This window comes from Novosphingobium percolationis (genome assembly GCF_020179425.1).
In the GTDB taxonomy this organism is placed as follows: domain Bacteria; phylum Pseudomonadota; class Alphaproteobacteria; order Sphingomonadales; family Sphingomonadaceae; genus Novosphingobium; species Novosphingobium percolationis.
In genome coordinates this window covers 119,415-139,134 of record NZ_JAILYM010000007.1, presented here as the reverse complement: position 1 = coordinate 139,134, position 19,720 = coordinate 119,415, and the positions used below count along the sequence as shown (strand labels likewise).

At 67.1% G+C, this 19,720-nt stretch carries 20 protein-coding genes; 8 read left to right on the top strand and 12 right to left on the bottom strand.

Features of this window, described 5'->3' with window-relative positions:
* Nucleotides 1-132 precede the first annotated feature (132 nt).
* Nucleotides 133-2,712 (bottom strand): ATP-dependent chaperone ClpB, encoded by a 2,580-nt coding sequence (clpB, locus tag K3A84_RS17280; RefSeq protein ID WP_225010700.1) that lies wholly within the window; start codon nt 2,710-2,712, stop codon nt 133-135.
* 163 nt (nt 2,713-2,875) lie between these two features.
* Between clpB and K3A84_RS17275 the strand changes: the two genes are divergently transcribed.
* Entirely contained in the window at nt 2,876-5,758 is a 2,883-nt protein-coding gene (locus tag K3A84_RS17275) for a M16 family metallopeptidase (RefSeq protein WP_225010698.1), read from the top strand.
* Nucleotides 5,759-5,842: 84 nt separating this feature from the next.
* On the opposite strand, the gene gatB is transcribed toward K3A84_RS17275, so the two are convergent.
* The 7 genes from gatB to rpsU form a co-directional block, all read right to left on the bottom strand.
* Nucleotides 5,843-7,330, bottom strand: coding sequence for an Asp-tRNA(Asn)/Glu-tRNA(Gln) amidotransferase subunit GatB (gene gatB, locus K3A84_RS17270; RefSeq protein WP_225010696.1), 1,488 nt, complete (start codon nt 7,328-7,330; stop codon nt 5,843-5,845).
* Nucleotides 7,331-7,370: 40 nt separating this feature from the next.
* Nucleotides 7,371-8,522: an acyltransferase family protein gene (locus K3A84_RS17265; RefSeq protein WP_225010695.1), complete on the bottom strand. Its 1,152-nt coding sequence runs from the start codon at nt 8,520-8,522 to the stop codon at nt 7,371-7,373.
* Between the two features lie 99 nt (nt 8,523-8,621).
* A complete protein-coding gene (locus tag K3A84_RS17260) occupies nt 8,622-9,479 on the bottom strand; it encodes an FkbM family methyltransferase (RefSeq protein ID WP_225010694.1) in 858 nt (285 codons plus the stop codon).
* Nucleotides 9,480-9,632: 153 nt separating this feature from the next.
* Nucleotides 9,633-11,117 carry an Asp-tRNA(Asn)/Glu-tRNA(Gln) amidotransferase subunit GatA gene (gene gatA / locus K3A84_RS17255; RefSeq protein WP_225010693.1) on the bottom strand — a complete coding sequence of 495 codons (1,485 nt, stop codon included), beginning with the start codon at nt 11,115-11,117 and terminating at the stop codon, nt 9,633-9,635.
* On the bottom strand, nt 11,117-11,419 hold the full coding sequence (gene gatC, locus K3A84_RS17250) for an Asp-tRNA(Asn)/Glu-tRNA(Gln) amidotransferase subunit GatC (RefSeq protein ID WP_225010692.1): 303 nt from the start codon (nt 11,417-11,419) through the stop codon (nt 11,117-11,119). The genes gatA and gatC overlap by 1 nt, the downstream gene beginning before the upstream one ends.
* A gap of 106 nt (nt 11,420-11,525) precedes the next feature.
* Nucleotides 11,526-12,071 carry an FKBP-type peptidyl-prolyl cis-trans isomerase gene (locus K3A84_RS17245; RefSeq protein ID WP_225010691.1) on the bottom strand — a complete coding sequence of 182 codons (546 nt, stop codon included), beginning with the start codon at nt 12,069-12,071 and terminating at the stop codon, nt 11,526-11,528.
* Between the two features lie 179 nt (nt 12,072-12,250).
* Nucleotides 12,251-12,457, bottom strand: coding sequence for a 30S ribosomal protein S21 (gene rpsU / locus K3A84_RS17240; RefSeq protein WP_008070684.1), 207 nt, complete (start codon nt 12,455-12,457; stop codon nt 12,251-12,253).
* A 195-nt stretch (nt 12,458-12,652) separates the two neighbouring features.
* Between rpsU and crcB the strand changes: the two genes are divergently transcribed.
* From crcB to K3A84_RS17205, 7 genes are all read left to right on the top strand, one after another.
* On the top strand, nt 12,653-13,051 hold the full coding sequence (gene crcB, locus K3A84_RS17235) for a fluoride efflux transporter CrcB (RefSeq protein ID WP_225010690.1): 399 nt from the start codon (nt 12,653-12,655) through the stop codon (nt 13,049-13,051).
* Nucleotides 13,048-14,319 carry an RluA family pseudouridine synthase gene (locus K3A84_RS17230; RefSeq protein ID WP_225010689.1) on the top strand — a complete coding sequence of 424 codons (1,272 nt, stop codon included), beginning with the start codon at nt 13,048-13,050 and terminating at the stop codon, nt 14,317-14,319. Before crcB ends, K3A84_RS17230 begins: the two co-directional genes overlap by 4 nt.
* Nucleotides 14,319-14,921, top strand: a complete 603-nt coding sequence (locus tag K3A84_RS17225; protein WP_225010688.1) for an FMN-binding negative transcriptional regulator — start codon at nt 14,319-14,321, stop codon at nt 14,919-14,921. The genes K3A84_RS17230 and K3A84_RS17225 overlap by 1 nt, the downstream gene beginning before the upstream one ends.
* Complete coding sequence (locus K3A84_RS17220) at nt 14,918-15,580, top strand: HAD-IA family hydrolase (RefSeq protein WP_225010686.1); 663 nt, start codon at nt 14,918-14,920, stop codon at nt 15,578-15,580. Before K3A84_RS17225 ends, K3A84_RS17220 begins: the two co-directional genes overlap by 4 nt.
* Nucleotides 15,577-15,798, top strand: coding sequence for a hypothetical protein (locus K3A84_RS17215; protein ID WP_225010684.1), 222 nt, complete (start codon nt 15,577-15,579; stop codon nt 15,796-15,798). The genes K3A84_RS17220 and K3A84_RS17215 overlap by 4 nt, the downstream gene beginning before the upstream one ends.
* Complete coding sequence (locus K3A84_RS17210) at nt 15,798-16,493, top strand: ATP12 family protein (protein WP_225010682.1); 696 nt, start codon at nt 15,798-15,800, stop codon at nt 16,491-16,493. Before K3A84_RS17215 ends, K3A84_RS17210 begins: the two co-directional genes overlap by 1 nt.
* Nucleotides 16,494-16,554: 61 nt before the next feature.
* Nucleotides 16,555-16,851 (top strand): plasmid stabilization protein, encoded by a 297-nt coding sequence (locus K3A84_RS17205; protein ID WP_225010680.1) that lies wholly within the window; start codon nt 16,555-16,557, stop codon nt 16,849-16,851.
* Here K3A84_RS17205 and K3A84_RS17200 read toward each other — a convergent pair.
* Genes K3A84_RS17200 through K3A84_RS17185 form a run of 4 tightly spaced genes read right to left on the bottom strand, consistent with a single transcriptional unit; the run spans nt 16,848 to nt 19,479 of the window.
* Entirely contained in the window at nt 16,848-17,765 is a 918-nt protein-coding gene (locus K3A84_RS17200) for a sterol desaturase family protein (protein ID WP_225010678.1), read from the bottom strand. The genes K3A84_RS17205 and K3A84_RS17200 overlap by 4 nt on opposite strands.
* The gene (locus K3A84_RS17195; RefSeq protein ID WP_225010676.1) at nt 17,762-18,190 is read right to left on the bottom strand and encodes a hypothetical protein; all 429 of its coding nucleotides are present in this window, start codon (nt 18,188-18,190) and stop codon (nt 17,762-17,764) included. The genes K3A84_RS17200 and K3A84_RS17195 overlap by 4 nt, the downstream gene beginning before the upstream one ends.
* A 22-nt stretch (nt 18,191-18,212) precedes the next feature.
* On the bottom strand, nt 18,213-18,644 hold the full coding sequence (locus K3A84_RS17190) for a TIGR01244 family sulfur transferase (protein ID WP_225010674.1): 432 nt from the start codon (nt 18,642-18,644) through the stop codon (nt 18,213-18,215).
* 13 nt (nt 18,645-18,657) lie between these two features.
* On the bottom strand, nt 18,658-19,479 hold the full coding sequence (locus K3A84_RS17185) for a TerC family protein (protein WP_225010663.1): 822 nt from the start codon (nt 19,477-19,479) through the stop codon (nt 18,658-18,660).
* Nucleotides 19,480-19,720: the final 241 nt, after the last annotated feature.

The window sequence follows — 19,720 nt, the reverse complement described above, 5'->3', positions numbered from 1 at the left end:
GGCGAGGCGCGCGTCCGATAGAGATCATGCTGGCGGGCGCGTCAAGACCTTGCGCCGCTATCCCGTTGTTGCACTGCGATATCGTGACGGGACCGGCTCCGGAAGGGCGTGACCCCTTCCGGAGCCTGTCGATCAGGCGACGATGAAGGTCAGCGCGCCATCGCCTTCGTCGATGCTGACGGTGCTGCCGTCGGGGATTTCGCCCGCCAGCAGGCGCTCGGCCAGCGGGTCCTGCAGGTAGCGCTGTACCGCTCGCTTCAGCGGCCGCGCGCCATAGACCGGATCGTAGCCGACCCGGCCCAGCCAGCGCTTGGCGGCATCGGTCAGGTCGATGGAGATCTTGCGATCCTTGAGCAGCTTGGCCACGCGCGCCACCTGGATGTCGACGATCGGGGCCATGTGATCCTGCCCCAGACGATGGAACAGGATGATCTCGTCCAGACGGTTGAGGAATTCCGGCCGGAAGTGCCCGCGCACCACGTCCATCACCTGCGGCTCGACGCTTTCCACGTCCTGCCCTTCTTCCAGATTGGCGAGGTACTGGCTGCCGAGGTTGCTGGTCAGGATGATCAGCGTGTTGGTGAAGTCGACCACGCGGCCCTGGCCATCGGTCAGGCGGCCATCGTCGAGCACCTGCAACAGGACGTTGAACACGTCCTGGTGCGCCTTTTCCACCTCGTCGAACAGCACGACCTGGTAGGGCCTGCGCCGCACGGCTTCGGTCAGCACGCCGCCTTCGTCATAGCCGACATAGCCCGGAGGGGCGCCGATCAGGCGGCTGACGGCGTGCTTTTCCATGAACTCGCTCATGTCGATGCGCACCATCGCGTTGTCGTCGTCGAACAGGAAACCCGCCAGCGCCTTGGTCAGCTCGGTTTTGCCGACACCCGTGGGGCCGAGGAACAGGAAGCTGCCGAGCGGACGGTTCGGGTCCTGCAAGCCGGCGCGCGCGCGGCGCACCGCCTTGGACACGGCGAGCACCGCGTCCTTCTGCCCGATCACCCGCTTGCCGAGTTCGGTTTCCATGGCGAGCAGCTTCTCGCGCTCGCCTTCCATCATGCGGTCGACGGGCACGCCGGTCCACTTGCTGACGACGGCGGCGATGTCCTCGGCCGTGACTTCCTCGCGCAGCATCGCATTCTGGCTGACGCCTTGCGCTTCTTCGAGCTGGCGTTCGAGATCGGGGATGCGGCCATAGGTCAGCTCACCCGCCTTGGCGAAATCGCCATTGCGCTGCGCCTGCTCCAGTTCGACGCGCGCGGCGTCGAGCTGCTCCTTGACCTTGCCCTCGGCCGCGATCTTGTCGCGCTCGTTCTGCCAGCGCGTGGTCAGTTCCGCGGACTGCTGTTCGATGTTGGCCAGATCTTCGCGCAAGGTGGCAAGCCGGTCCTTCGAGGCCTGGTCGGTCTCCTTGGCGAGCGCCATCTCCTCGATCTTCATCTGGATGATGCGGCGGTCGAGCTTCTCGATCTCCTCGGGCTTGCTTTCCACTTCCATGCGGATGCGGCTGGCGGCCTCGTCCATCAGGTCGATCGCCTTGTCGGGCAGGAAGCGGTCAGAGATGTAGCGGTTCGACAGCGTCGCCGCGGCCACGATGGCGTTGTCGGCGATGCGCACGCCGTGGTGCAGCTCGTACTTGTCCTTGATGCCGCGCAGGATCGAGATGGTATCCTCGACCGTCGGTTCACCCACGAATACCGGCTGGAACCGGCGCTGGAGCGCGGGGTCCTTCTCGACATACTTCTGGTATTCGTCGAGCGTGGTCGCGCCGATGCAGTGCAGTTCGCCGCGCGCGAGCGCGGGCTTCAGCAGGTTGGAGGCATCCATCGCGCCTTCGCCTTTGCCCGCCCCGATCAGGGTGTGCATCTCGTCGATGAACAGCACGATCTCACCCTCGGCGCCCTTGACCTCGTCGAGCACGGCCTTGAGCCGCTCCTCGAACTCGCCCCGGTACTTCGCGCCCGCGATCAGCGCGCCCATGTCGAGCGCCATCAGGCGGCGGTCCTTGAGACTGTCGGGCACGTCGCCATTGGCGATGCGCAGCGCGAGGCCTTCGGCGATCGCGGTCTTGCCCACGCCTGGTTCGCCGATCAGCGCCGGGTTGTTCTTGGTGCGGCGGGCGAGGATCTGCACGGTGCGGCGGATTTCCTCGTCGCGGCCAATGACCGGATCGAGCTTGCCGTCGCGCGCGGCCTGGGTAAGGTCGCGGGCGTACTTCTTCATCGCTTCATAGGCGTTTTCCGCGCCCGCGCTGTCCGCTGTGCGGCCACCACGCAGCGCGGTGATCGCGGCTTCGAGCGCCTGCGGGGTGACGTTGGCAGCCTTGAGCGCCTGCCCTGCTGTGGTGGTGGTGGCGAGCGCGAGGGCCACGAGCATACGTTCGACGGTCACGAAGCTGTCGCCGCTCTTGGTGGCGATCTGTTCGGCCTGGTCGAGCACGCGCACCGCGTCGTTGTCGAGGCCGGGCGTCTGTTGCGCGCCGGATCCCGACACGGCCGGAACCTTGGCCAGCGCCTTGTCCACCTCGCTCTGCGCGAAGGCGGCGTTGCCACCGGCGCGCTGGATCAGCCCGCTGGCCATGCCCTCGCCGTCTTCCAGCAGGGCCTTGAGCACGTGGTCAGGGGTGATCCGCTGGTGGTTCATGCGGATGGCGACGGTCTGGGCGGCCTGAAGGAAACCCTTGGCGCGGTCGGTGAATTTCTCGAGGTTCATGGGGTATGTGTCCTCCTGCTGGATCCAGAAGTAGTGTTGCGTTTTGGCAACACAAGGACGTAGATCAAAAATGTACCCGTGCGGCGCAGCGTGCAAGCACGTGCATCGAAAATTGCCGATGGTTCATTGGTTTTCGTACGGGGGACGGTTAGCATCCCGGCCCATGCGCATCTCCCACTCGTTCGCCACCTCGCTGCTCGCCCTCGCGCTCACCGCCTGCGCCGTCGGGCCCACCTCGCCGCTGCCGGTGGCTGCGCCCCCGCCGCCAGTTGCCGAGGCGCCAAGGGCCGCGCCGCTCTCCGACCTCGTCGCGGCGGTGAAGCTGCCTTATGAGCGGTTCACGCTGGCCAACGGGCTGACGGTGCTGGTCCACACCGACCGCAAGGCGCCGGTGGTGGGCGTGGCGGTGTGGTATGGCGTGGGCTCGAAGCACGAACCGCAGGGCAAGACCGGCTTTGCCCACCTGTTCGAACACCTGATGTTCTATGGCACGCGCCACGTGCCGGGCGATTTTTTCCAGCCGCTCACCCAGGCGGGCGCGACCGACATGAACGGGACGACCTGGTTCGATCGCACCAACTATTACGAGACGGTGCCGACCCCGGCGCTCGACCGGGCGCTGATGATGGAAAGCGATCGCATGGGCTATCTGCTGCAGGCGATGACGCAGAAGCGGCTCGATGCGCAGCGCGCGGTGGTGCAGAACGAGAAGCGCCAGCGCGACAACGATCCGTTCGGGCTGGTCGACTACGAGATGCTGGAAACGCTGTACCCGGCGGGGCACCCATATCGCCATTCGACCATCGGCTCGATGGCGGACCTCGATGCTGCTTCGCTGGCCGACGTGAAGGGCTGGTTCATCGACCATTATGCCCCGAACAACGCGGTGCTGGTGCTGTCGGGCGACATCGACGTGGCAACCGCGCGGGCCAAGGCTGAACGGTGGTTCGGGCCGATCCCGACGGGCCCGAAGGTCCAGCCCGTGGCCGTGCCGGTGCCGACGCTGCCCGCACCCGTCGCGCGCACGATCCATGATCAGGTGCCGACGACCCGGCTTTACCGGATGTGGGCGGTGCCGGGGTACGACCAGCCCGATTATCTGCCGTTGCAGGTGGCGGGCGTGATCCTGGGCGGGCTGTCCAGCTCGCGGCTGGATGATGCGCTGGTGCGCGAGAAGCAGCTGGCCGTGGCGGTGAGCGCGGGCGCGCAGGTGTTCGCGCAGGGTGGGCAGTTCTTCGTGCAGGCCGACGTCAAGCCGGGGGCCGACCCGGCGGCGGCAGGCGCGGCGCTCGATGCCGAACTCGCCCGGTTGCTGGCCGAGGGGCCAAGCCCGGACGAGATGACGCGCGCGCTGACGGTGGTGGCGAGCGGGCAGATCCGCGCGCTCGAATCGGTGGGCGGCGAAGGCGGCAAGTCGCAGTCGCTGGCCGAGGGCCTGCTGTTCTCGGGCGATCCCGCCTATGTCGAAGCCGAGCTGAAGCGCGCCGCCGCGCTGACGCCCGCCGACGTGCGCGATGCCGCGCGGCGCTGGCTCGCCCGCCCGGCCTTCGCGTTGACCGTGGCGCCCGGCGTGCGCGAGGGCGGAGGCGAGCAGCGCGGCGGCGACGGCCTGCCGCCGCTTCCCAAGGCGGCCCGCAAGGTCAGGACGATGCCGCCGATGACGGCTTTCGTCGATCCAGTGGACCGGACGAAACTGCCACCTGCCGGCGCGGTCGATGCGCTGGACTTCCCGGTGATCGAGCGCGCGACCTTGTCCAACGGCATGAAAGTTGCCTTTGCGCGCCGCACGGCGGTGCCGACGGTCTCGGTGCGGATGGAGTTCGATGCAGGCTATGCCGCCGATCCGGCCGATGCCGCGGGCACCGGCGCGCTGCTGCTGCAACTGATGGACGAGGGGACGACGACGCGGTCATCGACCGAACTTGCCCGCCAGCGCGAGCGGCTGGGTGCGCAGATCAATGGCTCTGCCAGTGCAGATACGACCTCGTTCCAGTTGGACGCGATGGAGACGAACCTCGCGCCTTCGCTCGACCTGCTGGCCGATTACGTGCGCAACCCGGCGCTCGCCCCGGCGGAGCTGGAGCGCGTGCGCGCGCAGCAGCTGACCGCGATCGCAGGCGAGGCAAGCGACCCGCAGGGATTGGCGAGCCGGGTGTTGTACCCGGCGCTGTACGGTCCCGGCCATCCCTATGGCCGCGCGCCATCGGGCACGGGTGAGGCGGTTGTCGTGGCGAAGCTGTCGCGCGATGACCTCGCCGCGTACCACCGCCGCTGGCTGCGGCCCGACCGCGCGCAGGTGATCGTGGTGGGCGATACCACGCTGGCCGCGGTGACGCGCCTGCTCGAAGCAAGCTTTGGCGATTGGCGCGCGCCCGCCGAGGCCGCACCGACCAAGGCGTTCCCGCAGGCGTTGCCTGTCGCGCAATCGCGGGTGTTGCTGGTCGACCGGCCGGGAATGCCGCAAGCCATGATCATGGCGGGCGAACCGATCGCGGTGAAAGGCGCGGACGATACGGTGGCGCTGGAGACGGCCAACGACGTGATCGGCGGCGATTTCCTGTCGCGGCTCAACACCGACCTGCGCGAGACGAAAGGCTGGTCCTACGGCGTCTACAGCGGCCTCAACGACCGCGCCGACGCACGGGCGTTCCTGATGGTCGCCCCCGTTCAGGCCGACAAGGCAGGCGCGGCGGTGGCGGCGATGCGCGGCGATCTGGTCGACTACTTGAACCGGAAGGGCACGACGGCGGCCGAACTGGACCTGGCGAGCGCGAGCAACGCGCGCAAGTTGCCAGGAATGCTCGAAACCACACCATCGCTGCTGGAGGCTGTAGCCAAGATCGTGCGGCTGGGGCGGCCCGACGATTTCTACGCGCGCCTGCCCGAACGCTATCGCACGCTGACCGCGACAGACCTGGACGCTGCGATCCGGAGCAAGGTCGACGCGGGGCGGCTGGTCTGGGTGGTGGTGGGCGATGCGAAAAGCATCCGCCCGCAACTGCAAGGGCTGGGGCTGGCGGTGGAGCAGGTGAAGGTGGCGGAGTGATCCGCGCCTTCCCATCGCAACCGACGAAGCGCCATCCCCAAACCGCAAGCGTTTGAAAAATGGCGCGGTATCGGTCCTGAATGCTTACCCCAGCTTTGCCTTCAGCACCTGGTTGACCAGCTGCGGGTTACCCTTGCCAGCCATGGCCTTCATCGTCTGACCGACGAAGAAGCCGAACAGGGCTTCCTTGCCGCCGCGATACTGTTCCACCTTGTCGGCATTGGCGGCCAGCACGGCATCGACGGCGGCTTCGATCGCGCCGGTGTCGGTGGTCTGCTTGTTGCTGTCGATTTCGGCGGCAAGGTCGATGTCGCTGGTCAGGTGACTCTCGAAGATTTCCTTGGCCTTGCTGCCCGAGATCACGCCCGCTTCGGTCGCCACGACGATGGCGGTGTTGGCTTCGAGCGAGTTCTTGGCGTGGTCGGCCGGAAGCGCGTGGGCGTTGAGGATGCCAGGGCGTTCCGACAGCAGCCAGTTGGCGACCCGCTTGGCAACGTCGGCATCTGCCTTGCCCGCGGCGCTGGCGACCGAAGCCAGCAGTTCCTCGAACTGACGCGCCGTTTCGACATCGGCGGTCAGGGCGTTTGCGTTGTAGGCCGACAGGCCGAGCGCGGTTTCATAGCGGTGGCGCTTGGCGTCGGGCAATTCGGGCAGGCTGGCGCGGCATTCGTCGAGGAAAGCATCATCCAGCACCAGCGGCAGCAGGTCGGGGTCGGGGAAGTAGCGGTAATCGTGCGCGTCTTCCTTGCTGCGCATCGAGCGGGTCTCGTTGCGGTCGGGATCGTAGAGGCGCGTTTCCTGCACGATCTTGCCGCCGTCCTCGATCACGCCGACCTGACGCTTGGCTTCCTGTTCGACCACGGCCATCACGAAGCGGACCGAGTTGACGTTCTTGGTCTCGGTGCGGGTGCCGAACGGCTCGCCCGGGCGGCGCACCGAGACGTTGACGTCGGCGCGCATCGAGCCCTGGTCCATGTTGCCATCGCACGAGCCGACATAGCGGACGATCTGGCGCAGCTTGGCAAGGTAGGCGCCGGCTTCGGCGGGGCTGCGCATGTCAGGGCGGCTGACGATCTCCATCAGCGCCACGCCCGAGCGGTTGAGATCGACGTAGGACATCGTCGGGTGCTGGTCGTGCATCAGCTTGCCCGCGTCCTGTTCGACGTGGATGCGCTCGATGCCGATGGTCTTGGTCGATTCGGGGTTCTTCTCGTCGACCTGCACCTCGAGGCTGCCTTCGCCGACCAGCGGGTGGTAGAGCTGGCTGATCTGATAACCCTGCGGAAGATCGGCGTAGAAGTAGTTCTTGCGGTCGAAGCGCGACCACTTGTTGATCTGCGCGTTGATCGCCATGCCCGTGCGCACCGCCTGGCGGATGCATTCGCGGTTGGGCACCGGCAGCATCCCCGGCATCGCCGCGTCGACAAGGCTGACCTGCGCGTTCGGCTCGGCCCCGAACGCGGTCGCCGCGCCCGAAAAGAGCTTGGCGTTGGAAGTGACCTGCGCGTGGACTTCGAGGCCGATCACGACCTCCCATTCGCCGGTGGCGCCCTGGATACGATATTCGCTCATGCTGTGCCCGATAGGGCGCGAAGCGGCGCGTGAAAAGGGGTCAAGTCACGCGCGGGGCGGGAACGGGGGCAAGCAGCAGCCGGCGCGACCAGCGGCGGGCCGGATCTTCGACCAGCCGCCAGCCGATCCATGCGGCGAGCAGGGCGGTGCCGATCATGACGATGCACAGCGCCAGCGTCGGGAGCGCGGGCAGCAGGATCAGGTCTTCGCCGCCGAGATGGGCCGAAACCCAGGTCGCGCCCAGCCGGGTCTGGACGATCCCGATCACGTCGAGCACGCGCCCGAACACCAGTCCGTGAACCATGTAGAGACCATAGGAAAGCGTGCCGAGCCAGACCAGCGGTGCGGTCAACAGCAGGCGGCTGACCGGCCCGCGCTCGCCCGCAAACAGCAGAAGCGTCGCGCCGAACAGAAGATCCATTGCGAGGTAGGGCCAGTCGGCCGCGGCGGCGGCAAGCAGCACGGGCAAGGCGGCCAGTTCGAGCAGTGCCATCAGGGGGCCGGGCAGGGTGCCAAAGGTGCGCCCGCAGCGGTCATGGAGCAGCCAGCAGCCAAGGCCCAGACCGAACCCGCCGATGCCGCGCAGGATCTGGTCGGAAATAGCATCGGACCCGACCAGCAGCAGCCCCAGCGCGGCAAAGGCAGCCGGGATGGCCACGGCATAGGCGCGCGGTCCCAGCGCTTTCCACAGCAGGGCGATGCCAAGGTAGAGGCCCACTTCGACCGAGATCGACCAGCTTTGCGCGTTCCACAGATCGCGCCACGGATAGAGCCAGGCCTGCAGCAGGAACAGCGAGACAGGCAGCGTGGCCAGTTCGCGCGGGCCGGTGAAGGGCACGCGTCCGGACAGGACGCCAAGGTTCTCGCCCGTGCCGCCGCCTGTCTTGAGCCAGAACGCGGTTTCCAGCGCGAGGTAGGCCAGCACGAGCGTGGCGTGGAGCGGCCACACGCGTCCCAGGCGCAAGCCCATGAAGCGCCACAGGCCGAAGCCGTCGGACAGGCGGCGGCCATAGCTCGCGGCGATGACGAAGCCGGAAAGGACGAAGAAGAAGTCGACCGCGAACGACAGGTTGCGGTGGAGTGTGCCCGACAGGAAGAACGCCGTGCCGTGCAGATGGTTGACGGCGACGGCGAGCGCGGCAAGCCCGCGCCAGGAATCGAGCACGCGGAATTTGGGACGACCTTCGGTCACGCGTCGCACCCGGACACGGCGGGTTTGGAAAGTCTCATGGGCCGCAGTGCTATCACCGCGGGGCGCAGGCGGCAACGCGCGAGCAGGCCCCCAGGGGCTTCAGGGCCTGAGGTAGAAGATCGAATGGCCCTGCACGATCATCTCCATGCCGCGTTCGGCCATGGCGCGCTGGAGGTGGCGCGAACTGCGGCGGCCCGGGAATAGCCAGTCGTGCGGTTCGACCATGACGATCTCGAACCGGTCGATCCAGCCGGTATCGCGGGCGAAGAGGTCCTCCTCGAAGCCTTCGATGTCGATCTTGCAGGCGAAGGGCTCGCCGTCGGGCACATGGGCCAGCGCCTGCTCTATGGTGACGATCGGCACGCCTGTCTGTGCGCGGGTTGTGCGGACGCCCCAGGCAAAGCCGTCGCCATCGTTGGACAGCGCGGCATGGCCGGGCACGCTGCCGATCGCTGCTTCGAGCAGGAGGTGATTGGGTGTGCCGACAAGGTTCCGCCGCGCCATGGCGGCATTGCCGGGGTCGGGCTCGATGGCGACGAAGGCGGCACGGGGCCAGGTTTCGGCGAAGGCGATAGTGGCAGCGCCGATGTTGGCGCCGCAATCGAGTACGACCGGACGACGGCCCGCAGCGAGAATGGCGCGGTATCGCCGATCGAGGCGCGCGGCGAGGTGGGGGTGGCGGGCCATGTCGTAAGCGCGCTCGCCGAACACCTCGCGCAGCACGGAAAGATCGCTTTCGTGGCGGCGGATCTCGATCGGGCCGTGGCCGCGCAGGTGGACGGTCTGGATCGGCTGGGCGGAAAACCGCCCGAAGTGTCGCAGCAGCACCGCAGGCCCCAGTCGCACCGCATCGCTGAAGTTCAGCGCGACCGAGGCACGCAGACGGCGCCACATGCGCCCAACGGCACTCTCGGCCGGCGCAGGTTGCGGCAGTGTCGCGCGGATCGGATGCGGCATGCCGCGCGGCGGCGCATCCAGACCGGGCGGATCAATCCATTCCTGCGCAACCATGATCACCCCAACTCATATCGTTGGGGCCATATATAACTATCTTTGGTTATAATTCCATACTTACCGTCAGGTTAGGTCTCTTTGCGAGGGTCGCCCAACTCACCACCACCGTGCCGGGCGAGCGGTGAACGCGGCGCGTTGTTCGATGGCAAGACCAGCATTCAGCACGCCCTGCTCGTCGAATGCCTTGCCGATGATCTGCAGCCCGAGCGGCAACCCGTTGCGATCGAGGCCCGCAGGCACCGACATCGCGGGCAGCCCGGCAAGGCTGGCGGGCACCGAGAACACGTCGTTCAGGTACATCGCCAGCGGATCGTCGCTGTTTTCGCCGAGCGCGAAGGCGGCGGTGGGGGCCGTCGGCGCCAGGATCACGTCGCATTGCGTGAAGGCGTTGGTGAAATCGTGGCTGATGAGCGTGCGGACCTTCTGCGCCTGCGTGTAGTAGGCATCGTAGAAGCCGGCCGAGAGCACGTAAGTGCCGATCAGGATGCGGCGCTTCACTTCCGGGCCGAAGCCTGCCGCGCGGGTGGCGGCGTACATGTCCTGAAGCCCTGCGCCGTCAGGCAGGTCGCGCAGGCCATAGCGCACGCCATCGTAGCGTGCGAGGTTCGACGAAGCTTCTGCCGGGGCGATGATGTAGTAGGTCGGCAGCGCATACTTGGTATGCGGCAGCGAGATGTCGACGATCTCTGCGCCAGCTTCCTTGAGCCAGGCGATGCCTTCGTCCCACGCGCGGGCGACGTCGGCGTCCATGCCATCGAGCCGGTATTCGCGCGGAATGCCAACCTTCTTGCCGCGCAGGTCGGCCGACAGGGCGGCGGTCCATTCGGGCACGGGCAGGTCGAGGCTGGTGGCGTCCTTGGGATCGAACCCGGCCATGGCTTCGAGCATGATCGCGCAGTCGGTGACGTCGCGCGCCATCGGGCCTGCCTGATCGAGCGACGAGGCGAAGGCGACCACGCCCCAGCGCGAGCAGCGGCCATAAGTCGGCTTGATGCCCGAAATGCCGGTGAACGCAGCGGGCTGGCGGATCGAGCCGCCGGTGTCGGTGCCGGTCGCGGCAGGCGCAAGACGCGCGGCGACCGCAGCGGAGGAGCCGCCCGACGAGCCACCGGGGGCGAGCGGGGCAGTGTCATCCGGGCGCCGCCAGGGCGAAATCACGTTGCCGAACGCGCTGGTCTCGTTCGAAGAGCCCATCGCGAACTGGTCGAGGTTGAGCTTGCCCAGCATGCCCGCGCCCGCGTCCCACAGCTTCTGCGAAACGGTCGATTCGTATTCTGGCTTGAAGCCTTCGAGGATCTTCGAAGCGGCGGTGGTCTGCACGCCCCGGGTCGCGAAGAGATCCTTCATGCCGATGGGAACGCCCGCCATCTTGCCCAGCGGTTTGCTTGCCGCACGATCGGCGTCGATTTTCGCGGCGGCCGCGAGCGCGGCGTCGGGCGTGGTCACGATGAAGGCGTTGAGCGCGTCCTGCGCTTCGGCCACCGCCGTGTTGAACGCGGTCGCGACTTCGGTGGCGGTGAATTCGCCGCTGGCGACGCCATCGCGAATGGCGGCGACGCCGAGATCGGTCAGATCAGTCATTATTCGATCACCTTGGGCACGCCGAAGAAGCCGTGTTCGGCAGCGGGAGCGTTGGCGAGCACCTGGTCGCGGATGCCGCCGCCGGTCAGCGGATCGGCGTTCACCACGTCATCGCGCAGGCGCAGCGTGTTGGGGATGACGGCGGTCATCGGCTCGATTCCGGTAACATCGACTTCGCCGAGTTGTTCGACCCAGGCGAGGATGCCGTTCAGTTCGGGCACCATGGCCTCGAGATCCGAATCGGTGACCTTGATGCGGGCCAGCGAGGCGATCTTCGCCACCGTGGCGGTGTCTACGGACATGGGAAACAAGCCTTTCCAAAGCCGGAAAAAGGAACGCCGCGCGCTAGCACAGGCGCGCGGCGATCTTCAAGCAGCGGGCCGCGATGCAGCCCGTTGTGGCAGGCGATCAGGGCTTCGGTGCGCCGTGGGGCATGTCGGGCATGCCCTGTCCACCCATCTGCTGCTGCATCTGCTGGATCATCTGGCGCTGGCGCTCGATCTCGGCCGCGCTCTTGAAATCGAGCAATTCGACTTCGAACACGAGGTCGCTGTTGGCCGGGATCACCACTTCGCCGGTGGCCGGGCTCTTCTGCTCGTTCGCGCCATAGGCCTGGCTGGCGGGGATCTCGATCCGGTATTTGCCGCCGCGCTGCATCTGCTGCAGGCCCTTGGCAAAGCCGGGGATCACGCCTTCGACCGGCATGACGGCCTTTTCACCACGATCGAATTCCTTGCCGCTGGCGAGGCGGCCGACGTAGTTGACCAGCACGACATCGGCAGACGTCGGCATCGCGCCTTGCCCGGCCTTGACCGTTTCGACCACCAGCCCGTGATAGCGCGTGGCGACGGCGGCGGCCGAACCCAGCGCGACCGCGAGCGCAACGCCCAGCCAGATCCTGGTGAGCGAGCCCTTGGCAACAGGCTGCAGCGGAACGCGAGTGATTTCCGACATTTCTTCCCCTCTGGGGTGAACCCCGAAATGCTTACAAGATCGGCGCTGATTCGCCTCGCAGGCCATGGACAAGGCCCGGATATGCAAAAGGGCGCCGCTTTCGACGGCGCCCTCTTGGCCCAGCAAGGGCCGCACGGCAAGAGGCCAGAAGGGAGAGGGTGGCCTCTCCCCCGGCAGTCTTACTTCGCGCCGTCGCGTTCGGCGCGCTTGCGCTCCAGCTTGCGGGCGCGGCGCACGGCGGCAGCCTTTTCGCGAGCGCGCTTTTCCGAGGGCTTCTCGTAGTGGCGACGCAGCTTCATTTCGCGATAAACGCCTTCGCGCTGCAGCTTCTTCTTGAGCGCACGAAGGGCCTGGTCGACGTTGTTATCGCGAACGAGAATCTGCATAAACCGCTATACCTCAATCAGCTTTGGACCAGAGCCCGCCATGTAAAAGCGCGGGAGTCGTCCCCAATTCCGGGAATGATCAAACGGGCCGAATCCGCAAGGGACTGGCCCGAACCGGCGCGCCGATAGCGATTCTACCCGGCAAAGGCAAGCAAACTCGTGCATTTGCCGCCCCGAGCGGCTAAGGGCCGGTCGATGATATCGACTTCTTCCTGGCAGGCCAGCGGTCTTGTCGCCTTGGGCGGCGCGACCGGCGCGGTGCTGCGTTTTCAAATGGGCCGTATGGTCCTCGCCCTCACAGGCCCCAATGCGGCATTTCCATGGGGCACCTTTTCGATCAATGTTGCAGGCTCGCTGGCGATGGGCCTGCTGGCCGGATGGCTGGCGCGTCATGGCGGTGGCGAAGCGTGGCGGCTGTTGCTGGCGGTCGGCGTGCTGGGGGGCTTCACCACGTTCTCCTCGTTCAGCCTTGAAACGGCACTGCTGATCGAACGCGGTCTGATGGGGCTCGCCGCGACATACGCGCTCGGCTCGCTGGTGGCAGGCGTCGGCGGCCTGTTCCTGGGCCTTTTCGTTATGAGGGCCGCAACATGAATCCGAAAGACGACAGCGAAGTTCGCCAGTTCACTATCAACAAGGACGACGCGGGCGCGCGGCTCGACCGCTGGTTCAAGCGTCACCTTCCGCAAGTGGGCTTCGCCACGGTTTCGCGCTGGGCGCGCACGGGGCAGATCCGCGTCGATGGCAAGCGCGCCGATGTCGACACCCGACTGGAATCGGGCCAGGTGCTGCGCGTGCCGCCGGGCGGCGCGCTGCCCGTGGGCGGCAAGGGCGTGCGCAAGCGCAAGCCGCTGACCGAGGAGCAGATCGCGCTCGCCGAATCGATGGTGCTGGAAAAGGACCGCGCCGCGATCATCCTGAACAAGCCGCCGGGCCTTGCCACGCAGGGCGGAAGCGGCACCTATGAACACGTCGACGGGTTGCTCGACGCCTTTGTCGGCGAGGACGAGCCGCGCCCGCGCCTCGTCCATCGGCTCGACAAGGATACCTCGGGCGTGCTGCTGATCGCGCGTTCGGCGGGCAGTGCGGCGTTCTTTTCCAAGCGTTTTTCTGGGCGGACCGCGCGCAAGATCTATTGGGCGCTCGTGACCGGCGTGCCCGACGTGAAGGACGGGCTGATCGAACTGCCCCTGGCCAAGCAGCCGGGAACGGGCGGCGAGAAGATGATGGTCGACGAAAGCGGCGAGGGGCAGAGCGCCCGCACCCGCTATCGCATCATCAGCCGCGCGGGCAACGCAGCGAGCTGGGTGGAATTGCAACCGCTGACCGGGCGCACCCACCAGCTGCGCGTGCACATGGCCGCGATCGGCCATCCGATCGTGGGCGATGGCAAATACGGCGGGCAGGCGGCGTTCCTGACCGGCTCGATCAGCCGCAAGATGCACCTGCACGCGCGCAGGCTGCGCATAGAACACCCCGAAGGCGACCTGATCGACGTGATCGCGCCTTTGCCGGACCACTTTGCCGCGAGCATGGCAAGCCTGGGCTTCCACGAGGAAGAGGGCGACCTGCCGCTCGAACCGATCAAGCTGGTGCCCGAAAAGGACATGCAGAAGCGCGCGGCCAAGGCGCACGCCAAGGAATACCGCAAGGAACGCCGGGGCGAGCGCCGCAAGCGCGCCGATGGCGGCGGCGGCACGGCGCGCAAGCCCACTGGCAAGCGTGCGGCGGCGCCTGCGGGCAAGCCGGGGGCAAGGCCTGTGGCAAAGGCGGGGACGAAGCCTGCGGGCAAGCCGGTCGCGCGTCCTTCGGGCCCGAGGAAGCCGGCCAGCCCCAGGAAGCCGCTCGGCCCTAAGGCCTGATGCATCCCAACCCGGCCTTCCGAAACGCCGACCGCGCATTGCACGAGGCGCTGGTGGAGGAGATCGGCTTCGGCATGGTCTTCGCCACGACGCCCGATGGGCCGCGCGTGGCGCATACCCCGTTGCTGTCGACCGGCGACGGGGCCGTGCAGTTCCACCTTGCGCGCGGCAATGCGCTGACGCGGCATCTGGACGGCGGGACCGCGCTGGTCGTGGTCAATGGACCGGACGGCTATGTCAGCCCGCGCTGGTACGCAGATGCCGCCCAGGTCCCGACGTGGAACTACGTCGCGCTCGAACTGGAAGGCCGCGTGCGCCGTATGGGGCGCGAGGGATTGCGCGCGTTGCTGGAGGGGCTGTCCGTCCGGCAGGAGGGGCGGATTGCCGAAGGCCAGCCGTGGACGATGGACAAGCTGCCCGAGGTTGCGCTTTCGCGCATGATGGATGCGATCACGGGCTTCGAGATGGAAGTGCAGGCGTGGCGTCCGACCTTCAAGCTGTCGCAGAACAAGTCCGCCGACGACCGGGCGCAGGTGGCGGCATGGCTTGAGGCGGAGGGATCGCCCGCGATCGCGGAACTGATGCGGAGGCTGGGAACGTGACCGTGCGATTGGCGATCTTCGATTGTGACGGCACGCTGGTCGATAGCCAGGCCGATATCTGCGCAGCGATGGACGCGGCTTTCGGCGCGCACGGACTTGCCGCGCCTGAACGCAACGCGACGCGGCGGGTCGTCGGGCTGTCGCTGCACGAGGCGATGCGGCAGCTCCATCCTGATGGCGCGCACGACGACCACGCCGCGCTGACGCAGCACTACAAGGACGCGTTCCGCGCCCGGCGCGAGGCGGGATCGGTGGCCGAGCCGCTCTACGAAGGCATTGCCGCGCTGATCGAGGAACTTGTCGCCGATGGCTGGCTGCTGGGCGTCGCCACGGGCAAGAGCGATCGGGGGCTGGCGCACTGCCTTGCCACGCATGGGCTGACCGGGCATTTCATCACGCTGCAGACGGCGGACCGCCATCCTTCCAAGCCGCATCCGAGCATGGTCGAGGCCTGCCTCGATGCCACGGGAGCGGATCGGGCGGCGACGGCGATGATTGGCGATACCGCCTATGACATGGCCATGGCGGTCAATGCGGGTGTGCGGGCTTTCGGGGTCGACTGGGGCTACCACGATCCCGAGGAACTGGTGGAGGCAGGCGCCGAAGCCGTCGCCACCTCGATGGCCGAGCTGCGCGCGCTGCTGCGGGGCATGGAATGAGCGGGCGCGATCCGGCGGCGAGCCGCTTCGCCATGTTGCAGGCGGTGCGGCTTTCGGGCGCGGTGCTGGCGCTGATGGGTGTGCTGGTGATGTCGGGCAATGTCGGCTGGCTGCAGGCCGTGCCCAAGATGGCAGGCTATCCGCTGCTGCTGGCCGGCATGGCAGAATTCTTCTTCGTGCCGCCTCTTCTTGCACGGCGGTGGAAAAGCAGGGACTGATGAAGCGTTTCTACAAGGAAGTGACCGTCGCCGGGGAAGGCGAGGGGTTTAGGGTCATGCTCGACGGTCGTGGCATCCGCACGGTGGCAGGCAGCCCGCAAGTGGTGCCGACGGCGACGCTGGCCGAGGCGTTGGCGGCGGAATGGGCAGGGCAGCGCGAGGAGATCGACCCGGCACGCTTCATCCTGCGCGACATGGCTGACTATGCGCTCGATGTCGTGGCTCCCGACCGGGCGCGGGCGATTGTCGAACTGATGCCTTACGTCGAGACGGACACGCTGTGCTATCGCGCCGAACCGGACGAGCCACTTGCCGCCCGCCAGCACGCGGTGTGGGAGCCCTTGCTCGAAGCTGTCGAGGCGCGCCATGGCGTGTGCTTCCGCCGCGTGGCAGGGATCATGCACCAGCCCCAGCCCGAGGAGACCATTGCGGCGCTGCGGATGGTAATCGAGGGGCTCGACGCCTTCGCGCTGGCGGCCTTGCGCAACACCACCAGCCTTGCCGCTTCGCTGGTGATCGGGGTCGAGGCAATCCTGCCTGACGCCGATCTGGACGCGCTGTGGAATGCCGCGAATCTCGAGGAAGACTGGCAGGTCGAACTTTGGGGCCGCGACGAAGAAGCGATGGAGCGACGAGAGCGTCGGCACGCTGCCTTCGTCGCCGCCGCGCGCTTTGCCGCGCTTTCGCGCGGCTGAGGCGGGAACTTTCGGCGCGGTTGACGCGCTCCTTCGCCATTGCGATCGAGGGAGAAGTGCCATGCCGCGCGGAGACAAGGACGCCTATACCGACAAGCAGAAGCGCAAGGCCGCACATATCGAGGAAGGATACGAGGAGCGCGGCGTCGGCAGGGACGAAGCCGAGCGCCGGGCCTGGGCAACGGTCAACAAGCAGGACGGCGGTGGCAGGAAGTCGGGTTCTGGCCGGGGTCGCAAGAACGATCGGGCCGCCTCGCATCGGGGTGGCCGCAAAGGCGCAGCCCCGCAAAGCGCCGAACAACGCTCCGCAGTGGCGACGAAGGGCTGGGAGACACGGCGACGCAAGGCTGGCGGTTAGTCCGCCGGATCGCGCCGTTCGCGCCAGCGCGCGCGGATCGCATCCGAGCTTTCGCGGCTGCCATCATGGCTCCAGCCGGGTTCGCGCACGAGATACGACAGCTTGTGCCGGAACGGCGCGGTGGCGAAGTCGCGCAGCATGGCCGCCCATTCATGGAACGCGGCGTTGAGCAGGTGAAAGCTGCCCAGTTGCCGCACGATGCCATAGCGGATGCGGCCGAGACCGGGCTCGCTTTCGTCGAGTTCCGGCTGGAAGCTGCCGAACAGGCGGTCCCACACGATCAGCACGCCCGCATAGTTGCGGTCCAGATAGAGCGGGTTGGTGGCGTGGTGGACGCGGTGGTGCGAGGGCGTGTTGAACACGGCTTCGCACCAGCGCGGCATGCGGCCCACCGCCTCGGTGTGGATCCAGAACTGGTAGACGAGGTTCACCGCGCCGACCGTGACGATCATCGCGGGCGGAAAGCCCAGCAGCGCGGGCCAGATCCGGAAGGCGAAGGATAGCGCAATGAAGCCAGTCCAGGTCTGGCGCAGCGCGGTCGACAGGTTGTAGTGCTGGCTGGAATGATGGTTGACGTGGGCGGCCCAGAACCAGCGCACGCGGTGGCCGGTGCGGTGCGCCCAATAGTAGTTGAAGTCGTCGAGCAGGAAGCAGGCGATCCACGCCCACCATGCCCACGGCACAGTGGCGATGCGATGCGCGTAAAGCCATGTCGCGGCGGCATAGACCAGCCCCGCCGTCAGCGCGCCTGCGATCGTGCTTCCAAGCCCGAGCGCGAGACTGGCCAGCGTGTCTGCTGGCTCATAGGCGTCGGGGCGACGTCGTCCGGCCCAGATCATCTCCAGCACGATGGCGAGGATGAAGAACGGGATCGCATAGACGACGACGTCCACCGGATGGTCCAGCGGCTTCATGCGGAAGCTCCGAGGCGCCGCAGGCTGGCAGCCCAGATCTGCGCCTGAGGGCCCAGATCGAGCGTTATGGCGCCAAAGCGCCGATCTGTCGTGGCGATGGTCAGGAACTGGCGATCGAGCCGGATCCCGGCGTGCGAACTGAGCAGGCGCGCGGCGAAGTGGCTGCCGTGGCGGCGCAGCAGCAGCACGCGCCCGTCGGCGCTGCGCACCAGCGCCCCGATCCGCGCGCGGTCCAGCGCCACATCCACCGGATCGAAGCCGCAGATCGCTTCCTCGGCCAGCGCGCGCGCGTGGTCTGCATCATGGATGCGGTTGTCACCGCCGAGCTTCATGGCCCGCGCGATCCACCAGATCGACAGAATCGCCGCCAACGACAGTGCTGCCTGCACCGCCAGCGCGATGAGGTTGAAGCCCCCCGTCTGCATCGTGCCCCTTCCCGAGAACGGATCAGCCGTTGGCGGCGAGCATGTCGACCTGGGCGCGGATCGGCGCGATGTCGTATCCTGCACCCGCGGCGCGCGTGGCGATTTCGTCGGGCGCCATGCCGCGCTTGGCCTGGGTCAGCGCCCAGAGCAGCGTCGAGCGTGTGCCCGAACGGCAATAGGCGAGCACCGGCGCGTCGCCCGCTGCGGCCAGCGCTGCGTCGAGCGCCTCCACCTGCGGCAGCGAGAACCCGGCGTGGCCGACGGGAATGGCGACATAGGCGATGCCTGCGGCGCGGGCCGCGGCTTCGATCTCGGCGCCCGGCGTCTGGTCGTCGGCCTCGCCTTCGGGGCGGTTGTTGACGATCAGGACGACGCCCAGCGCCTTGGCCTCGGCCACGTCGGCCACCGTGATCTGGGGGCTGGCGTACGTCTTGTCGTCGATCTTGCGGAACATGCTGCTTTCCTTCTCAGTCGGCGGTCGCGGCGCGGCGTCTTTCGCGCCGGTTGCGACCGACGATGTTGAGCATCTCGACGAACACCGAGAAGCCCATCGCCGCGTAGATGTATCCCTTGGGAATGTGGAGTCCGAACCCGTCGGCGAGCAGCACGAGGCCGATCATCACAAGGAACGAGAGCGCCAGCATGACCAGCGTGGGGTTCTTCTCGATGAACTTCGCCAGCGGATCGGCCGCGACCATCATCAGCGAGACGGTGGTGACGACGGCTGCGATCATGATCGCGATCTCGTCGGTCATGCCGACGGCCGTGAGGATCGAATCGATCGAGAAGACGAGATCGAGAGCGATGATCTGGGCGATCGTGGCGCCGAAGTTGGCGGCAACCGCCTTGCCCGCGCCACTTGCGCCGCCGCCATGACCCTTGTGGTCCAGCAGTTCGCCGCTCGGCTCGGGATCGATGGCATGATGGATTTCCTTGGTCGCCTTCCACAACAGGAACAGGCCGCCTGCAATGAGGATCAGGTCGCGGCCCGAAAAGGCCGTCTCGAACGAGGGTTCGCCATGCGCACCGGGAGCACCCGAGATGCCGAGGTCGATCAGGGGCGCTTGGAGCGTCACGATCCAGCCGATCAGGGTGAGCAGGCCCAGCCGCAAGCCGAGCGCCAGCATGAGCCCGATTCGCCGCGCCTTCTGCTGCTGTTCGGGCGGCAGCTTGTTCGAGAGGATCGCGATGAACACGAGATTGTCGATGCCGAGCACGATCTCGAGCAGCACGAGGGTGACGAAGGCGGCCCAGGCGGCCGGATCGGCAAGAAGCGCAACTATGTCCATGGCTTCGACTGTGGCGAAACGCGGCAGCAAGGGCAAGGCGAGACCGGGGTACGATCAAATGTCAAAGTATTTCGCACCCTTTGCGCGTATTTTCGATGATTCCGTTCGCGCTGGGGCTTTTTGTGGGTTATAGTCACGATCGCAATGGAGAGGGCTGGCCTGGCGCTGGCGTGATTCTTTGTCGTGCCGCCGGCATCCGTGTCCGGCCTGCGGCGCCGGGAAAGCAGGCCGGAACGAAGGT